17 protein-coding genes are annotated in these 14,440 nt (G+C 72.4%); 10 read left to right on the plus strand and 7 right to left on the minus strand.

Annotated features, from left to right (window positions below; all coding sequences use genetic code 11):
• Positions 1–11 precede the first annotated feature (11 nt).
• Positions 12–233 (plus strand): hypervirulence associated TUDOR domain-containing protein, encoded by a 222-nt coding sequence (locus tag ACOJV7_RS08615; protein WP_420189722.1) that lies wholly within the window; start codon positions 12–14, stop codon positions 231–233.
• A gap of 3 nt (positions 234–236) precedes the next feature.
• Complete coding sequence (locus ACOJV7_RS08620) at positions 237–1,091, plus strand: Fpg/Nei family DNA glycosylase (RefSeq protein WP_420189723.1); 855 nt, start codon at positions 237–239, stop codon at positions 1,089–1,091.
• Positions 1,092–1,137: 46 nt separating this feature from the next.
• On the opposite strand, the gene ACOJV7_RS08625 is transcribed toward ACOJV7_RS08620, so the two are convergent.
• A complete protein-coding gene (locus ACOJV7_RS08625; protein ID WP_420189724.1) occupies positions 1,138–1,362 on the minus strand; it encodes a hypothetical protein in 225 nt (74 codons plus the stop codon).
• 52 nt (positions 1,363–1,414) lie between these two features.
• A complete protein-coding gene (locus ACOJV7_RS08630) occupies positions 1,415–3,103 on the minus strand; it encodes an RNA polymerase sigma factor (RefSeq protein ID WP_420189725.1) in 1,689 nt (562 codons plus the stop codon).
• Positions 3,104–3,811: 708 nt separating this feature from the next.
• On the opposite strand from ACOJV7_RS08630, the gene ACOJV7_RS08635 reads away from it, so the two are divergent.
• From ACOJV7_RS08635 to ACOJV7_RS08655, 5 genes are all read left to right on the plus strand, one after another.
• Positions 3,812–4,477 carry a LuxR C-terminal-related transcriptional regulator gene (locus tag ACOJV7_RS08635; RefSeq protein WP_420189726.1) on the plus strand — a complete coding sequence of 222 codons (666 nt, stop codon included), beginning with the start codon at positions 3,812–3,814 and terminating at the stop codon, positions 4,475–4,477.
• Between the two features lie 44 nt (positions 4,478–4,521).
• Positions 4,522–5,112, plus strand: coding sequence for a 2'-5' RNA ligase family protein (locus tag ACOJV7_RS08640; RefSeq protein WP_420189727.1), 591 nt, complete (start codon positions 4,522–4,524; stop codon positions 5,110–5,112).
• Positions 5,109–6,629, plus strand: coding sequence for a fused MFS/spermidine synthase (locus tag ACOJV7_RS08645; RefSeq protein ID WP_420189728.1), 1,521 nt, complete (start codon positions 5,109–5,111; stop codon positions 6,627–6,629). Before ACOJV7_RS08640 ends, ACOJV7_RS08645 begins: the two co-directional genes overlap by 4 nt.
• A gap of 73 nt (positions 6,630–6,702) precedes the next feature.
• On the plus strand, positions 6,703–7,971 hold the full coding sequence (locus tag ACOJV7_RS08650) for an AAA family ATPase (RefSeq protein ID WP_420189729.1): 1,269 nt from the start codon (positions 6,703–6,705) through the stop codon (positions 7,969–7,971).
• A 17-nt stretch (positions 7,972–7,988) separates the two neighbouring features.
• Entirely contained in the window at positions 7,989–8,297 is a 309-nt protein-coding gene (locus ACOJV7_RS08655) for a DUF1905 domain-containing protein (RefSeq protein WP_420189730.1), read from the plus strand.
• Between the two features lie 95 nt (positions 8,298–8,392).
• Here the strand turns inward: ACOJV7_RS08655 and ACOJV7_RS08660 are convergent, their stop codons facing one another.
• The 5 genes from ACOJV7_RS08660 to gntA all read right to left on the minus strand — a co-directional run bounded on the left by ACOJV7_RS08660 (position 8,393) and on the right by gntA (position 11,298).
• Positions 8,393–8,818 (minus strand): hypothetical protein, encoded by a 426-nt coding sequence (locus ACOJV7_RS08660; RefSeq protein WP_420189731.1) that lies wholly within the window; start codon positions 8,816–8,818, stop codon positions 8,393–8,395.
• A 178-nt stretch (positions 8,819–8,996) separates the two neighbouring features.
• Entirely contained in the window at positions 8,997–9,476 is a 480-nt protein-coding gene (locus ACOJV7_RS08665) for a DUF421 domain-containing protein (protein ID WP_420189732.1), read from the minus strand.
• Entirely contained in the window at positions 9,461–9,973 is a 513-nt protein-coding gene (locus tag ACOJV7_RS08670) for a hypothetical protein (protein WP_420189733.1), read from the minus strand. Before ACOJV7_RS08670 ends, ACOJV7_RS08665 begins: the two co-directional genes overlap by 16 nt.
• 9 nt (positions 9,974–9,982) lie before the next feature.
• Positions 9,983–10,624 (minus strand): DUF1989 domain-containing protein, encoded by a 642-nt coding sequence (locus tag ACOJV7_RS08675; RefSeq protein WP_420189734.1) that lies wholly within the window; start codon positions 10,622–10,624, stop codon positions 9,983–9,985.
• The gene (gene gntA, locus ACOJV7_RS08680) at positions 10,621–11,298 is read right to left on the minus strand and encodes a guanitoxin biosynthesis heme-dependent pre-guanitoxin N-hydroxylase GntA (protein WP_420189735.1); all 678 of its coding nucleotides are present in this window, start codon (positions 11,296–11,298) and stop codon (positions 10,621–10,623) included. Before gntA ends, ACOJV7_RS08675 begins: the two co-directional genes overlap by 4 nt.
• Before the next feature lie 123 nt (positions 11,299–11,421).
• Between gntA and ACOJV7_RS08685 the strand changes: the two genes are divergently transcribed.
• The 3 genes from ACOJV7_RS08685 (at position 11,422) to ACOJV7_RS08695 (ending at position 14,439) form a co-directional block, all read left to right on the plus strand.
• Positions 11,422–12,192 (plus strand): (Fe-S)-binding protein, encoded by a 771-nt coding sequence (locus ACOJV7_RS08685; protein WP_420189736.1) that lies wholly within the window; start codon positions 11,422–11,424, stop codon positions 12,190–12,192.
• Positions 12,193–12,253: 61 nt separating this feature from the next.
• On the plus strand, positions 12,254–13,777 hold the full coding sequence (locus tag ACOJV7_RS08690) for a LutB/LldF family L-lactate oxidation iron-sulfur protein (RefSeq protein WP_420189737.1): 1,524 nt from the start codon (positions 12,254–12,256) through the stop codon (positions 13,775–13,777).
• Positions 13,774–14,439: a LutC/YkgG family protein gene (locus ACOJV7_RS08695; RefSeq protein ID WP_420189738.1), complete on the plus strand. Its 666-nt coding sequence runs from the start codon at positions 13,774–13,776 to the stop codon at positions 14,437–14,439. Before ACOJV7_RS08690 ends, ACOJV7_RS08695 begins: the two co-directional genes overlap by 4 nt.
• Position 14,440 lies beyond the last annotated feature (1 nt).

A 14,440-nucleotide genomic window follows, 5' to 3' on the forward strand; every position in this document is an offset into this window, starting at 1 on the left:
ATGCTGGCCCCATGGCGATCCGCAGCGGGACCAAGGTCACGTGGAAGTGGGGCTCGTCGTGGGCCGAGGGCACGGTCTCGGAGGTCCACCACGGGTCGGTGACGCGCACGACCAAGGGCGCGGAGGTCACGCGCATCGGCAGCGATGACGACCCGGCATACGTCATCAGGCAGGACGACGACACGGTCGTCCTCAAGCTCGCGAGCGAGGTGCAGCGGGCGGACGGCGACTGACCCGTGGCCGAGGGTCACGCCGTCCACGGCATGGCGCGACGACTACGGCAGCTCGTCGGCAGACCGGTCCGGTCGCGCTCACCGAACGGGCAGCTCGATGCCGACCTCTTCGACGACCGGGTCGTCGCCGACGCCCGGGCGGTCGGCAAGCACCTGCTGGTCAGCGCCGTCGACGTGCCGCTCACCGTGCACCTGCACCTCGCCATGGACGGCGGCGTCTCGGTGCGCCGCCACCAGCGAGCCCTCGACGGGGACTACCCGCGGAGCGAGCCTCCGGTCCACGGCAACGTCGCGTGGCGGCTGCTGTCGGCGACCCACCTCGCCGAGGTCACCGACCCGGCCGTGTGCGAGCTGCTCGACGAGGACGGGGTCCTCGCCCTCCGTGCGCGGCTGGGCCCAGATCCGTTGCGCGACGACGCCGAGCCCGACCTCGCCAGGCGGCGAATTCAGAACTCTCGCCGACCGATCGGAGCGCTGCTCATCGACCAGAAGGTCATCGCGGGCATCGGCAACGTCTATCGCGCCGAGCTCCTCCACCGCGCCCGCGTCGACCCCTTCACGCCGGGGCGCGAGATCGACGACGAGACCTTCGCGGCAATCTGGCAGGACGCCGTCGACCTCATGACGATCGGCCTCGGCGCCGGGTGGATCGTCGCCGACCCGCGGCAGGTCGCCGCCGTGCGCGAGGCCCTCGTCCGCGGGGAGACCGTGCCCCGCGGCCCCAAGAGGTATGCCGTCTACGGCCGGGCCGGCAAGCCTTGCCACGTGTGCGGCGCGACGGTCCGCGCGGAGCGGATGGGGCTCCAACGACTCTTCTGGTGCCCGGTCTGCCAGGAATCTCGCTCCGCTGCCTGCTGACAGGTCCCGCCCACGACCAGGCCGCCATGCTCCGCGTGACCGGTCGTCAGCTCTGCTCGAGGAGCAGCTCGTCGGAGCGCTGGCGGCTCTCGTTCACAAGACGCATGGCCGCCAAGTAGACCTCGGAGAGCGCATCCAACATGCAGGTCGGGTCGAGCAGCTGGAACGCCGGGGCCGACCCGTCACCATCGAGGTGGTTGGCTCGAGCGACGGCAACCACCAGCTCCTGGAACTCGCGGGACGAGACCGACGTGCGACGTGACGGGCTCACTGGCTGGTCATCCGCGGGCGGGGACAGGAAAGCGCATCGAGCGGGAGAAGGCTCATCGGTCCCAGGTTGCCGTCGCGGATCCGAAGGCCGGGGACCCGTCGACGTAGGTTCCGCTGACGGCCGCACGCACGGTCCCTCGAGGTTCCACGAACCAGACCAGGGTGAAGGTGCTTGCCCATTCGTCCAAGACGCGCGGACTGGTCGTGCACGTGACCAGTCTCGCGCGCTGAAGGCAAGACCGCCACGCACCGCGTTCTCCGACCGCGCGGACGCCTTCCGGAAGCTCGAGATCCAGTCGGAGAGGTCCCTGGGTGCCCTTGACGGCGGCTTTCACGTGAAGTCGTGACCGGGAGGCGCTCAGTGTCACGACCACGGGATCCTGGGATCCCGGGACGACGACGGTGGAGGTGGGGGTGGCCGATGGTGTGGGGGTCGGGGTCCCCGCGGCAGTCACGGTCGGGGTGGGGGTCGGAGTGCCCGCGGCCGTGACGGTCGGAGTGGGGCTGGCCGTTGGCGTGGGGGGCTCGGTGTCCGCGGCAGTGACGGTCGGAGTGGGGCTGACCGTGGCGATCGGGGTCGTCTCCGGGCTGGCGGTGAAGACGGGCGACGGGCTCCGCCTCTGTGCCTTCCACGCGAGCGTGGGCTCGACGTGGGGGTGCGGGTGCCACGTCGCGGTCGCTGGTGGTCGGTGACCTCCCGGCGGGAACGCACGCGAGGGTGGTGTCGACGCCGTGGCGGTCAGTCCCGACCGTGGCCCGATGGGGTGGGCGGCACTCGGGTGGCTCGTCTGCTGCGCGACCGGTGGTGCAGGAGCGGAGCTCGTCGGCAGGGCAAGGGCCAGCAGGGCGGCCACGACGGCTCCCGTGCCGACGACAGAGCCAAGGGCGAGGTTGGTGGTACCTCGCGACAGCAAAGGCAGAGCTGCTCGGGTGGTCTCGACCGCAGGAGCGGTCGCGGCGCCCCCGCCTCCCGCTTCGACGATGCGCTGGGCGGGGACCAGGGCAAGGACCGCGGGTCCGAGGAGACCGGCGAAGTTGCGGTCCGCATCCCGGAGGAGCACGAGTCGCTCCGCGCACTTCTCGCACGTGTCGAGGTGTTCTGTCACTTCGGCGGTCGAGGCGGTGTCCGAAACGGCGACATCGGCAAGGCTGTCGATGAAGGGCGCACACTCCGGCGCGACGCCCTTGTCCGAGAGGTGCGCACGTAGGTAGGCCAAGCGGAAGCCCCGGCGTGCCCGTCTGGCCAGCGCCGCGACGCCGTTGGGCGACAGGGACATCTCTCGCCCCACCTCGATGTTGGAGTCCTTGTCGACTGCGGTGCGCCAGAGCACGACCTGCCAGCGGCGAGGCAGGGAAGCGAAGGCCACCCGGACGAGCTGGAGCTCGGACATGTGGGCGGGAGCGTCGCGGACGGGGCGGTCGAGGACGGCGACGTCATCGGTGATGATCTCCGTCGCCGAAGCGAGCTGCGAGCGACTGATCGCCAGATTGCGCACCGAGGTCCTGAGGTAGCCCCTGACCGATGTGGTGGGTCCGGCACCGGAGGCGATTGCGGTCAGCATGCCCGTGAAGGCATCCGAGGCGATCTCCTCGGCGTCCCTGGGCTGTCGCGTGACCAGCTTCGCGGCAGCGAGCACGGCAGGGTAGTGGCGGGTCCACAGCTCGACCCCGGCCTGTTCGTCCCCCTCTCGCAGTCGGTTGACGAGGTCGACGTCCGCTGTGGGGTCCTTCGGCTCAGCCATCCGTGCGGCCACGGACGATCGCCACGGTCGACGTCATGGGCCCGACGCTCGACGCAGGCAGGTACAGCGAACTCAACACGACGGACAACACCCCAGGGTCTCGACGGCTCCGGCGTCACGGGGACAGGCCCCCCGGCGAAGCAGTGACGGCAGATCCGCCACCAAGAGTAAGACGGCCGACCGGCCGAATCATGACGTTGGGCGAACGGCCGTCTCATCAGGTGCCCGTCAAAGGCGGCGCGCGGACGCTGCGCGTCACGGGTGCCGGTGTCGGCGCTCTCTGGAGACGAAGCCCCGGACAAGCCGGGGGAAGGGCGGCTCGAGCCGCACGTCAGGCAGCACTACACGGGTTTGGCAGGTCACGCTCCACATGCACAGCAGATGTTCGATCGACGGCCGACAGGTCGTCGCACTCGTCCCGGCTCACAAGGAGTCCGACCAGATCCGGGAGGCCATCGCCTCGCTCACGGCGCAGACCCGAGCCCCGGACCTCACGTCGCTTCTCGCCAGCTGGGTCAACCAGCACTCGTGGGTGCGTGTCATCCCAGACCATCCGCGGACACCATCGCGCCAGAACCCGCGAGGGACCAGACCATGAGGGCGGCAGGGGCAGGGCACTGTGGCGGCGGGGTCCGGCCGGTGATGACCCATCGAGAGCCGGGTGCTGCGTCGCCGCTCCCGCGCGAGTCCGCAGCCGATGTTCCGCGGATGCGCCCCGTCGCGACGCGCATCCGCGTGGTGGTCGCCGACAACCAGGAGGTCTACAGGCACGGTGTGCGGGCGGCCCTGGAGGATGAGCGCGACCTGGACCTCGTTGCAGAGGCGGGCTCGCTCGACCACACCATCCATGCTGTTCGAAGCGTGCAACCGGACATCCTGCTGCTGGAACCGTCGATGTCGGGGGTCCCGATCCGCGAGGCCATCGAGCGTGTCAAGGCCGTCGCTCCCCGGATGCGGGTTCTCGTCCTGACGGACTCCGACGCAGGTGAGGGCGTCGTCGAGAACCTCAGAGCGGGAGCATCCGGCCACCTGCTGGAGTCCTCGCCCGTGGCCGAGCTGCTCGTCGCGCTTCGTCGAACTCACGAGGGACACGCTGCCGTGGCCGCACCTCTCGTGGGACATCTCATGGCCGAGCTCCACCGTCTCGCCCGCGAGCAGGCTGATCGCTCCGGGGAGCAGGGATCTGCCCTCACCCGGCGCGAGGCACAGGTGCTCCACTGGATCGGTCGCGGCAAGAGCAACCCCGAGATCGGCCGAGAGCTGTCACTGAGCGAGCACACCGTCAAGAACCATGTGCGCACGCTCTACAAGAAGCTGGGCGTGAGAAGCAGGACGGCGGCAGCCACGTTGGCGTTCCGTCAAGGGCTCGGCTGACACCGCGCCTGTCCGCGAGAGCCCGTCCGTCGGACCATACGCTCGTGGCGAGCGGGCGCGTCGGCCCGCACGAGCGGGCGCGCTGGCCCCCACGAGCGGGCACGATGGGCGGCATGCAGTCCCTCGAGCTGCTCCTCGACGACGAGACCGACGCGTCCGTGCGTGCCGAGTGGTCGGTGCTGCGCGATGCCGGGCTGCCGAGCCAGGCCGGCCACACCGGCACCTCGAACGCGCCGCACGTCACGCTGCTCGTCACCGAGCACCTGCCGACCGCGGACGACGACCTCGCGGCCGAGCTGGCGCCGATGCTGCCGCTGCGGGTCCGGCTCGGCCCGGTCGTCGCCTTCCCCGGCCGCCGGCTCGTCCTCGCCCGGCTCGTCCTCGTCGACGAGCCGCTGCTCCGGATGCACGCCGCGGCGCTCGGCGCTAGCCACGCGTCGGCCACTCCGCTCACCGCGAACGGCCGGTGGGTCCCGCACGTCACGCTCGCACGCGGCATACCCGAGGAGGAGGCCGCGCGGGCGCTCGCGCTGCGGTGGGCACCCGACCTCGAGGGGGCCGTGACGCAGGTGCGCCGGTGGGACAGCACGGCGCGGGAGACGTTCGCCGTCGCCACCGCGAGGAGGCCGTCGTGACCGTCGAGGAGGGCGCGGCCGCCGCCCCCATCCAGCCACCGCTGGGTCCGAGGCTTGCCGCGGCCCTCGTCTTCGGGAGCAGCGGCGCCGTCCTCGTCGTCGAGCTCGTCTCGCTCCGGCTGCTCGCGCCCTACCTCGGGCTGACCCTCGAGACGAGCACGCTCGTCATCGGCATCGCGCTCGCGGCCATCGCCGCGGGTGCCTGGCTCGGCGGGCGGGCGGCGGACTCGACCGACCCCCGCCGGCTGCTCGCCCCGCTGCTCGCGGCGTCGGGCATCGCCGTCTCGCTCATGCCCGTCCTCGTCCGCGGTGTCGGCGAGGTCGCCGGCGCGGGCGTCTTCCTCTTCGGGGCGCTCGCGATCCTCGTCCCGGGCGCGCTGCTCTCGGCGGTGTCGCCGATCGTCGCCAAGCTGCGGCTCTCCGACCTCTCCGACACCGGCAGCGTCGTCGGCGGCCTGTCGGGCATCGGCACCGTCGGCGCGATCGCGGGCACCGTGCTCACCGGCTTCGTCTTCGTCTCGGCCTTCCCCGTGAGCGCTCTCCTCGTCGGGCTGGGAGTGCTGCTCGTCCTCGCCGCCGTCGCACTGGAGACACACCTGAGGCGCGGTGCCCGCCGGGCCCTGCCCGTGCTGCTGCTCCTGCCCGGCGCCCTGGGCGCTGCGTGGGGTCCGGGCGACTGCGACGTCGAGACGGTCTACCACTGCGCGAGGGTCGTCGAGGACGAGAACCGCTCTGCCGGGCGGCTCCTGGTCCTCGACGGCATCCGCCACTCCTACATCGACCTCGAGGACCCGACCCACCTCGAGTTCGACTACGTCGGAGCCCTGGCCGCAGTGGCGGACACGGTCCGGCCCGCGAAGGAGCCGCTCACGGCCTACCACCTCGGTGGGGGAGGGCTCACGCTCCCGCGCTGGCTCGCGCACGAGCGCCCCGGCACGACGAGCGTCGTCTCGGAGATCGACGCCGGGGTCCTCGAGGTCGACGTCGAGCGACTCGGTCTCGTCACCGGCCCGCAGCTCGAGGTGCGGGTCGAGGACGGCCGGGTCGGGCTGCGCCGCATCGCGGACGCCTCGCAGGACCTCGTCGTCGGCGACGCCTTCGGCGGGCTGAGCATCCCGTGGCACCTCACGACGCGAGAGGCGCTCACCGACGTGCGCCGCGTCCTCGCGGTCGACGGCACGTATGCCGCGAACCTCATCGACTTCGGGACGCTCGGCTTCGCACGGGCCGAGCTCGCGACGCTGCGGTCGGTCTTCGAGTACGTCGTCCTCGCCGCCGACCCCGGCACGGTGGCCCGCGACGCCGACGGTGGGGGCAACCTCGTCGCCGTCGCGTCGCAGTCGCCCATCGACACCGGTGCCCTCGCGTCGCGGATGGTCGAGCGAGGGCTGGACTGGCAGGTCCTCGACGGTGCCGCGCTCGACGCCTGGATCGGGGACGCGATGGTCCTCACCGACGACCACGCTCCTGTCGACCAGCTGCTCACGCCCTACCCGCCGCAGCCGCGCCTGCCCTGACCGGGCGCGGTCGGTCAGGCGGGCGCGGACGGAACGCGACCGCGGTGTCGGTGGGACGGCATACGGTCGCGTCGTGCTCACGACGGTCGCGGTCTCGGGATACCGCTCGCTGCGGGACGTCGTCGTGCCGCTGCACGACCTCGACGTCGTCACCGGCGCCAACGGCACCGGCAAGTCGAGCCTCTATCGCAGCCTGCGCCTCCTCGCCGGGTGCGGCCGCGGCGACGCCATCGGGACCCTCGCCCGCGAGGGCGGGCTCCAGTCCGCGCTGTGGGCCGGACCCGCCTCTCTCGACGCCGCGCGCAGACGGGGGTATGCCGTCCAGGGCACTGTGCGCAGGGGTCCGGTGAGCCTGCGGCTCGGCTTCGCCAGCGACGACTGGAGCTACCTCGTGGACCTCGGCCTCCCGCAGCAGGGCGCCGACGCGGCTGGCAGCTCGGCGTTCCTGCGCGACCCGGAGATCAAGCGGGAGGTGGTGTGGTCCGGGCCGGTCATGCGACCCGGCTCGGTCGTCGCCCGGCGGCGCTGGGGGACGGTCGAGGTGCGGACCGGTGAGGGCGCGGAGGTGGCTCGGCCCGACGAGTGGGAGACCGACCGCCCGGCCGGGTGGGAGTCTGACCCCGAACCCGAGTCCGAGGCCGGCGTGCAGCCCCAGCGTGGCTGGACCCGGCTCACGCAGTCGCTGCGGCCGTGGGAGTCGATGCTCACCGAGCTCGCCGACCCCGAGCGGGCTCCCGAGCTGCTCCGGGTGCGGCGGCTCATCGCCGGCTGGCGCTTCTACGACGGGTTCCGCGCCGACCCCGACGCGCCCGCCCGGCGACAGCAGGTCGGGACGCGCACCCCCGTGCTCGCGGACGACGGGTCGGACCTGGCCGCGGCGCTCCAGACGATCCGGGAGAGCGGTCGCGCGGCGCTCGACGCGGCGGTGGCCGATGCCTTCGACGGGGCCACCGTCGCGGTGCCGGTCGTCGACGGCCGCTTCGACGTGCACCTCCACCAGCCCGGCATGCTGCGTCCGCTCTCGGCGGCGGAGCTGTCCGACGGGACGCTGCCCTACCTCTGCCTCGTCGCGGCACTGCTCACCGTCGACCCGCCGCCCCTGCTCGTGCTCAACGAGCCCGAGACCTCGCTCCACCCGGACCTGCTGCCGCCCCTGGCCCGGCTCATCGCCGAGGCGTCGACTCGCAGCCAGGTCATGGTCGTCTCGCACTCGGAGACGCTCGCCCGGGCGCTCGGTGACCGGGCCACCCGGGTGACCCTCGTCAAGGACATCGGTGAGACCTTCGTGGAGGGGCAGGGCCTGCTCACGACCCCGGCGTGGAACTGGGGATCGCGGCGGTGACCCAGCACAATGCCCCCATGGACCTGGGCGAGCCTCTCGAGTTCGACGGCCCGGTGATCGAGTGGCGCGGGCCGGCGCCCTACTACTTCGTCGCCATCCCCGAGGAGGAGAGCGGCGACATCAAGCTCGCCGCCAAGGGCCTGGAGTACTGGGGCCAGGTGCCGGTCGAGGCGCGGATCGAGGGCGTCGACTTCAGCACGGCGCTCTTCCCCAAGGACGGCGCCTACCTGCTGCCGGTCAAGGACGCGGTGCGGCGGGCCAGCGGTGTCGAGCCCGACGACCTGGTCACCGTGACGCTCTGGGTGGGCCGTGCCGGCGGGCGCTGAACGCCCGGGGACGCCGCACGCCGAGGTCCCACGGACCGCGACCCCCTGTGTCGCGGCCCGTGGGACGCCTGTGGCTCCCCTGCCGGGAGTGGCCGTCAGCCGGCGCAGTCCGCCGACTCGGCACCCTCGATGAAGGTGCCGACCATCTGGAACGGCAGCTCGGAGCCGGCGCCGAAGTACTCGAGGCCCTTGCCGTCGGCGCCGTTGGGGTTCATGCGGCCGGTGTGCTTCGGGTCGCCGATCGTCATCTTCTCGTTGATCTTGATGCCGACGGGCAGCCCGGCGGCACGAAGGGCGTCGTAGCCGGCGTCGACGGCCGCGTCGCAGGCGGGCTCGTAGCCGGCCTCGAACATCGCGCCGTCGGCGGCGGTGAGGACGAACCAGTTGGGCGAGCTCGGTCCGTCGAGGGAGTACATCGGGACGAAGCAGTGGTGAGCCATCGCCGGGGCGGCGGCGAGGACGGCGGCGGTCCCGGTGGCGGCGATCGCGAGTCCGGCCCGGCGCAGGGTCGTGCGGTGCATGTTTCCTCCTGTGTGGGGTGACGGCGGCCGTGTCGGTCCACCGCTGAGTACCTCCACACCGTGTCGCGCCCGATGTCCCGCACGACAGGGGCAGGTGTCCCGCGGCACCGGGAAGTGCATGAGGACGCCGGTACCGTCCCTTCGGGCCCCCCGGGGCGGCCGAGGGCTGCGCGCCGACCTAGGCCTCCTCGTCGGCGGCGGGCCGGTCGACGGTGAAGAAGGAGAAGCCGCCGTCGACCTCGAGGACGCACAGCTCGATGTCGCGCAGGCTGCGGATCCCCTTCTCGCGAGCGGCTTCGTGGAGGTCCCCGATCGTCACTCGCTCGGAGGAGAGCACCTCGAGCATGGGCTCGCCGTCACGGACGACGACCCGGGCCCGGCCGGCAAGGAGCGGGCGGGAGCATGGGAACCGGTAGTGGGTCCAGGCGAGGGCGAGGCTGAGCACGCAGAACGTCGAGACCGCCAGCGTCGCCGCGGTGAGCGAGTAGTCCTCCTGCACGACGCCCTGCGCGACGAGGTCGCCGAGCGTGACGACCATGATCATGTCGAAGGCCGAGAGCTGGGCGACCTCGCGCTTGCCGGAGACGCGGATCGCGAGCCACAGCACGACGAAGACGACGCTCGCGCGGACGATGATGTCCATCAGGGCACGACCCACGTCGTGAAGTCGGCGCCGACGACGGGCTGCTCGGCGTCGAGGATCTCGGCCCGGCAGCGCTCGCGCCCGCCCCATTGGCCGGGTGCTGCGCGGGCGTCGAGGCTCACCTCGAGGACGTTGCCCTCCGGCGGGTCGAACTCGTAGAGCAACCGGTCCGGCGAGCTCGTCTCCGCGGACGGGTTCGGGTACCAGTTCTGGAAGTCGAGGTGGTCGAAGAGGTCGTCGCACAGGGTGATCTGCACCGGCCCGGTGAACCCGTCGCTGCTCTCGATGCGCAGGTGCAGCGGCGCGGGCTGGCCGGAGCGGGTGACCGAGGCGTGTTCGACCGTGAGCCGCCAGCCGTCGGCGGCCACCGTGCGCGTGCTCGTGCCCGGCCCGAGGAGGCCGACGAGACCGGCGGCGACGACGAGCAGCACGAGGCCGACGCCGGTGCGGTGCGCCAAGCGGCCGCGGGGCGCGTCGACCAGGTCCTCGGTCGTCGAGTCCGTGCGGGCCACGCCCCGACGCTAGGACGTCTGCTCGGGCGCGGCACCTCGCCACGCGGAGGAGACCCGGTAGTCGATCGGCTTGCACGTGCCGCCGTTCGACTTCTCCGCCGAGCAGGCCGTGATGCCGACATGGAGGTCCATCTCGGCGCGCACCGAGAACCGGTCGCCGGCCACGCTCGTCGGCGGGTCGATGTGGAGCTCGCCGGAGTCGTCGGCCCAGACGTTCATGAAGACGTTGAGCGTGGTCCCGATGTCGTCGGGTCGCACCCCGTGGGGCTCGAGCGCGCCCACGAGGTTGGCGAAGCAGCTCGGGTGCTCGGCCCCGTCGAGGTCGGGATAGAGGATGTCGAACGTCTGCTGGCTGCACGGGGTGAGGAGGAAGTCGTGGGTGCCGCACGAGTCCTCGACGACGGTGAGCATGGGCCGGCTGCGGTTGCTCCACAGCCGTGACCCGGTCGTGAAGCGGATGCTGTTCTCGAAGTCGATCGACCGGCCCGACGAGAGCCTCTCGGCGACGTCGTCGGCCGCGACGCAGTAGAGGTCGCTCACCTGCACCCCCGTCGGGTCGAGGAGCGTGAGGACGTCACCGGCGGCGAGCCGGACGTGCGTGCCGGTCTGTGGGGAGAGACGGCTGAACCCGTCGGCGAGGGGCTGGGTCACGAACCCACCCTGTCGCGCTCCAACGGCGCCTCCCACGTCGGCTCCACCCTGCGCCCGGAGTACTGCAGCGCCTCGGAGACCTCGCCGTGGTCGGCGATCATCGGGTTGAGCGAGCCCTGGAGCTCGAGGTCGCGGCTGCGGATGAGGTCGCGCATGTGGTCGTAGCGCCCGCTCGCCTTGAGCTCCTCGAACTGCGAGTGCAGGTTGAAGACGAGCACCGGCCACGGCGTGCGACGGGCGTCGCGCGAGGCGTGCGGGTGCAGCCCCACGACGAAGTAGGCCGTGCCGCCGATGCTGAACGAGAACTCCGGGTCCGCCGGGTCGCTCGACACGTTCGAGTCCCACGCGCTGTCGTCGAAGTCGTGGAGGTGCTGCAGGGTCGTCCACAGCCGCTGCTCGAAGGCGGCCTCGGTCGGCGGCACCGCACCGCCGAACGCGGCGACGAGCGAGGTGAAGCCCTCGCCGGGATCCGCGTCCTCGCCGAACGACCGCAGCGCCTGGTAGACGTCGAGGCTGCTGCTCGCGCTGCCGAGCCGGCCGGTCGTGACGACGTGGCCGCGGTCGCGGTTGAAGACCGCGCGGGCGCCGAGGCAGGGGTAGTCGGGGTCGAGGACCCAGGCGGAGAGGTGCTCGTGGACGGACTCGGGCGTGGGGACGGGCGGGGTCGCGCTCATGGTGTGCCTCCTGGCAGGGGTTCGCCGCGACCGTAGGCAGGTCGTTCAACCGTCCACTACCTCCCTACGGGTACCCGGCCGCGGCAGCGGGTGCGGGCGGCCCGTGACTGGTTGGATGGAGCGATGACCTCAGCGCAGCTCCCGGGCGCAGGCCTTAGCGTGGCGCTCTTCGCGACGTGCTTCAACGACACGATGTGGCCGGAGACGCCCAAGGCGGTCGTGCGCCTCCTCGAGCGGCTCGGGTGCCGGGTCGAGTTCCCTGCCGCCCAGACCTGCTGCGGCCAGATGCTCACGAACACGGGGTATGCCGGTGACGCCCTGCCGCTCGTGCGTCGCTTCGTCGACGTCTTCGGCTCCTACGACGCGGTCGTCGCGCCGTCGGGGTCGTGCGTCGGCTCGGTCCGCCACCAGCACGCCACGGTCGCCCGCGGCGCCGGGAACACCGGGCTCGCAGCCGAGGTCGAGCGGGTCTCGACGCGCGTCCACGAGCTGTCCGAGCTGCTCGTCGACGTCCTCGGCGTCACCAACGTGGGGGCGTTCTTCCCGCACCGCGTGACCTACCACCCGACCTGCCACTCGCTGCGCATGCTCCGGGTCGGTGACCGCCCGTTGCGGCTCCTGCGGGCCGTCGAGGGCATCGACCTCGTCGAGCTGCCGGGTGCCGAGGAGTGCTGCGGCTTCGGCGGCACCTTCGCGGTGAAGAACCCGGAGGTGTCCGTCGCCATGGGCAGCGACAAGGCCGACCGGGTCGCCGGCACCGAGGCCGAGGTCCTCGTCGCCGGCGACAACTCGTGCCTGGCGCACATCGGCGGCATCCTCGGGAGGCGACGGGCCGGCATACGCACGATGCACCTCGCCGAGGTCCTCGCGTCGACCAAGGAGGACATGCCGTGAACGCACCCCACGAAGGTCCTCGCCCCGCTGCGCTTCTCCGGATCCTTCGCGGGGACCCCGCATGAGCACGCCGCCGGCACAACGCACCTCACCGACCTTCGTCGGTATGCCGTCCTTCCCCGACGCCGCGCGCGTCGCCCTCGCGAACACGCAGCAACGCGAGAACCTACGGGCCGCGACGCACACCATCCGAGCCAAGAGGGCCGCCGTCGTCGGAGAGGTGCCGGAGTGGGAGGCGCTGCGGGTCGCCGGCGCCGACGCCAAGGACGAGGCGCTGACCCAGCTCGGCGACTACCTCGAGCAGCTCGAGGCCTCGCTCACCGCGAACGGCGCGACGGTGCACTGGGCGCGGGACGCCGACGAGGCCAACGCGATCGTCGTCGGCATCGCGCGGGCCAAGGGCGTCGACGAGGTCGTCAAGGTCAAGTCGATGGCGACCCAGGAGATCGAGCTCAACGAGGCCCTCGAGGCCGCAGGGATCTCCGCGTGGGAGACCGACCTCGCCGAGCTCATCGTGCAGCTCTTCGGCGACCGCCCCAGCCACATCCTCGTGCCCGCGATCCACCGCAACCGCAGGGAGATCCGCGAGGTCTTCGTCCGCGAGATGGGCCGCGTCGGGCGGCCCGCGCCCGACGACCTCACCGACGACCCGGCCAGTCTCGCCGAGGCGGCCCGGCTCCACCTGCGCGAGAAGTTCCTGCGCGCGAAGGTCGCGGTGTCGGGCGCGAACTTCGCGGTCGCCGACACCGGCACCCTCGTCGTCGTCGAGTCCGAGGGCAACGGGCGGATGTGCCTCACCCTCCCCGAGACGCTCGTCTCCGTCGTCGGCATCGAGAAGGTGCTCCCGACGTGGGACGACCTCGCCCCGATGCTCCGGCTGCTGCCGCGCTCGAGCACGGGGGAGCGGATGAACCCCTACACGACGATGTGGTCTGGAGTGCACGACGGCGACGGGCCGCAGGAGGTCCACGTCATCCTCCTCGACAACGGCCGCAGCCACGTCCTCGCGAATCCCACTGGGAGACAGGCGCTCCGGTGCATCCGGTGCTCGGCCTGCCTCAACGTGTGCCCCGTCTACGAGCGCACCGGGGGCCACGCCTACGGCTCGGTCTATCCCGGGCCCATCGGCGCCGTCCTCAACCCGCAGCTGCGCGGCACCGCGAGCGAGGTCGACCGGTCGCTGCCCTACGCCTCGTCGCTGTGCGGCGCCTGCTTCGACGCCTGCCCGGTGCGGATCGACATTCCCGAGCTGCTCGTCGAGCTGCGAGGTGAGGTGGCGGAGCAGCCCGGCCACCGAGCCGAGTCGGCGGCGATGAGGGCCGCCGCCTGGGTGCTCTCGGACCCGCGTCGCCTCGCCGTCGCCCAGCGAGGTGCGACGACCGCGGGTCGAGTTCTGCGCGGGCGGACCGTGCGGCGGGTGCCGGGGCTGGGTGCGTGGACCGACGCCCGTGACGTCCCGACGCCGCCGACGGAGACCTTCCGGCAGTGGTGGGCCCGCGAGCACGGCGACGAGGGCGCCTGGACCGCGGACGAGAGCGGACGGCATACGGGGGACGGACCGGACCCCACGGCAGGAGAGCCGTGAGTGCGCGCGACGAGATCCTCGCGCGGGTCCGGGCGGCCACCGCCGACGTCACGACCTCACCCCGAGTGATGGCGAGTTCGCCGAGCGCCTCGTCCCTCGGCGCTCTGCGAAATCGCCATCAGTCGGACGACCTGGTGGGGGTGTTCGCCGAGAACGTCGCCGACTACCGGGCCGAGGTCGTGCGGGTCCGCGCCGCCGAGGTGCCCGGCGCCGTGGCGCAGGTCCTCACCCGGCTCGGGCTGGGCAGCGTCGTGGTGCCGACCGGGCTCGACCCCGCGTGGGTGGCCGCTCTCGAGGCCGGGTTCGACGTCGTGCGCGAGGACGACGCCGGCTCGGCGACCGAGCTCGACCGCATCGACGCCGTCGTCACCGCCGCGGCGCTCGGAATCGCGGCCACGGGGACCGTCGTCCTCGACCACGGATCCGACCAGGGGCGTCGCGAGCTCACCCTCGTGCCCGACACCCACGTCTGCGTCGTCCGCGAGGACCAGGTCGTCGACGACGTGCCCGACGCCGTGCGGTTCCTCGGTGGGGAGGCCCACCGCGGCCGGCCGCTCACGTGGGTGAGCGGGCCGAGCGCGACGAGCGACATCGAGCTCCAGCGGGTCGAGGGCGTCCACGGCCCGCGCACCCTCGTCGTCGTGCTGGTCACGGACGGCTGAG

The sequence above is a fragment of the Knoellia tibetensis genome, assembly GCF_048606415.1.
GTDB lineage: Bacteria > Actinomycetota > Actinomycetes > Actinomycetales > Dermatophilaceae > Knoellia > Knoellia tibetensis.

Coding starts and splice junctions, on each gene's coding strand:
- ACOJV7_RS08615 (WP_420189722.1), top strand. CDS start 12: ATGGCGATCCGCAGCGGGACCAAGGTCACGTGGAAGTGGGGCTCGTCG.
- ACOJV7_RS08630 (WP_420189725.1), bottom strand. CDS start 3,103: ATGGCTGAGCCGAAGGACCCCACAGCGGACGTCGACCTCGTCAACCGA.
- ACOJV7_RS08635 (WP_420189726.1), top strand. CDS start 3,812: ATGCGCCCCGTCGCGACGCGCATCCGCGTGGTGGTCGCCGACAACCAG.
- ACOJV7_RS08655 (WP_420189730.1), top strand. CDS start 7,989: ATGGACCTGGGCGAGCCTCTCGAGTTCGACGGCCCGGTGATCGAGTGG.
- ACOJV7_RS08660 (WP_420189731.1), bottom strand. CDS start 8,818: ATGCACCGCACGACCCTGCGCCGGGCCGGACTCGCGATCGCCGCCACC.
- gntA (WP_420189735.1), bottom strand. CDS start 11,298: ATGAGCGCGACCCCGCCCGTCCCCACGCCCGAGTCCGTCCACGAGCAC.
- ACOJV7_RS08685 (WP_420189736.1), top strand. CDS start 11,422: ATGACCTCAGCGCAGCTCCCGGGCGCAGGCCTTAGCGTGGCGCTCTTC.
- ACOJV7_RS08690 (WP_420189737.1), top strand. CDS start 12,254: ATGAGCACGCCGCCGGCACAACGCACCTCACCGACCTTCGTCGGTATG.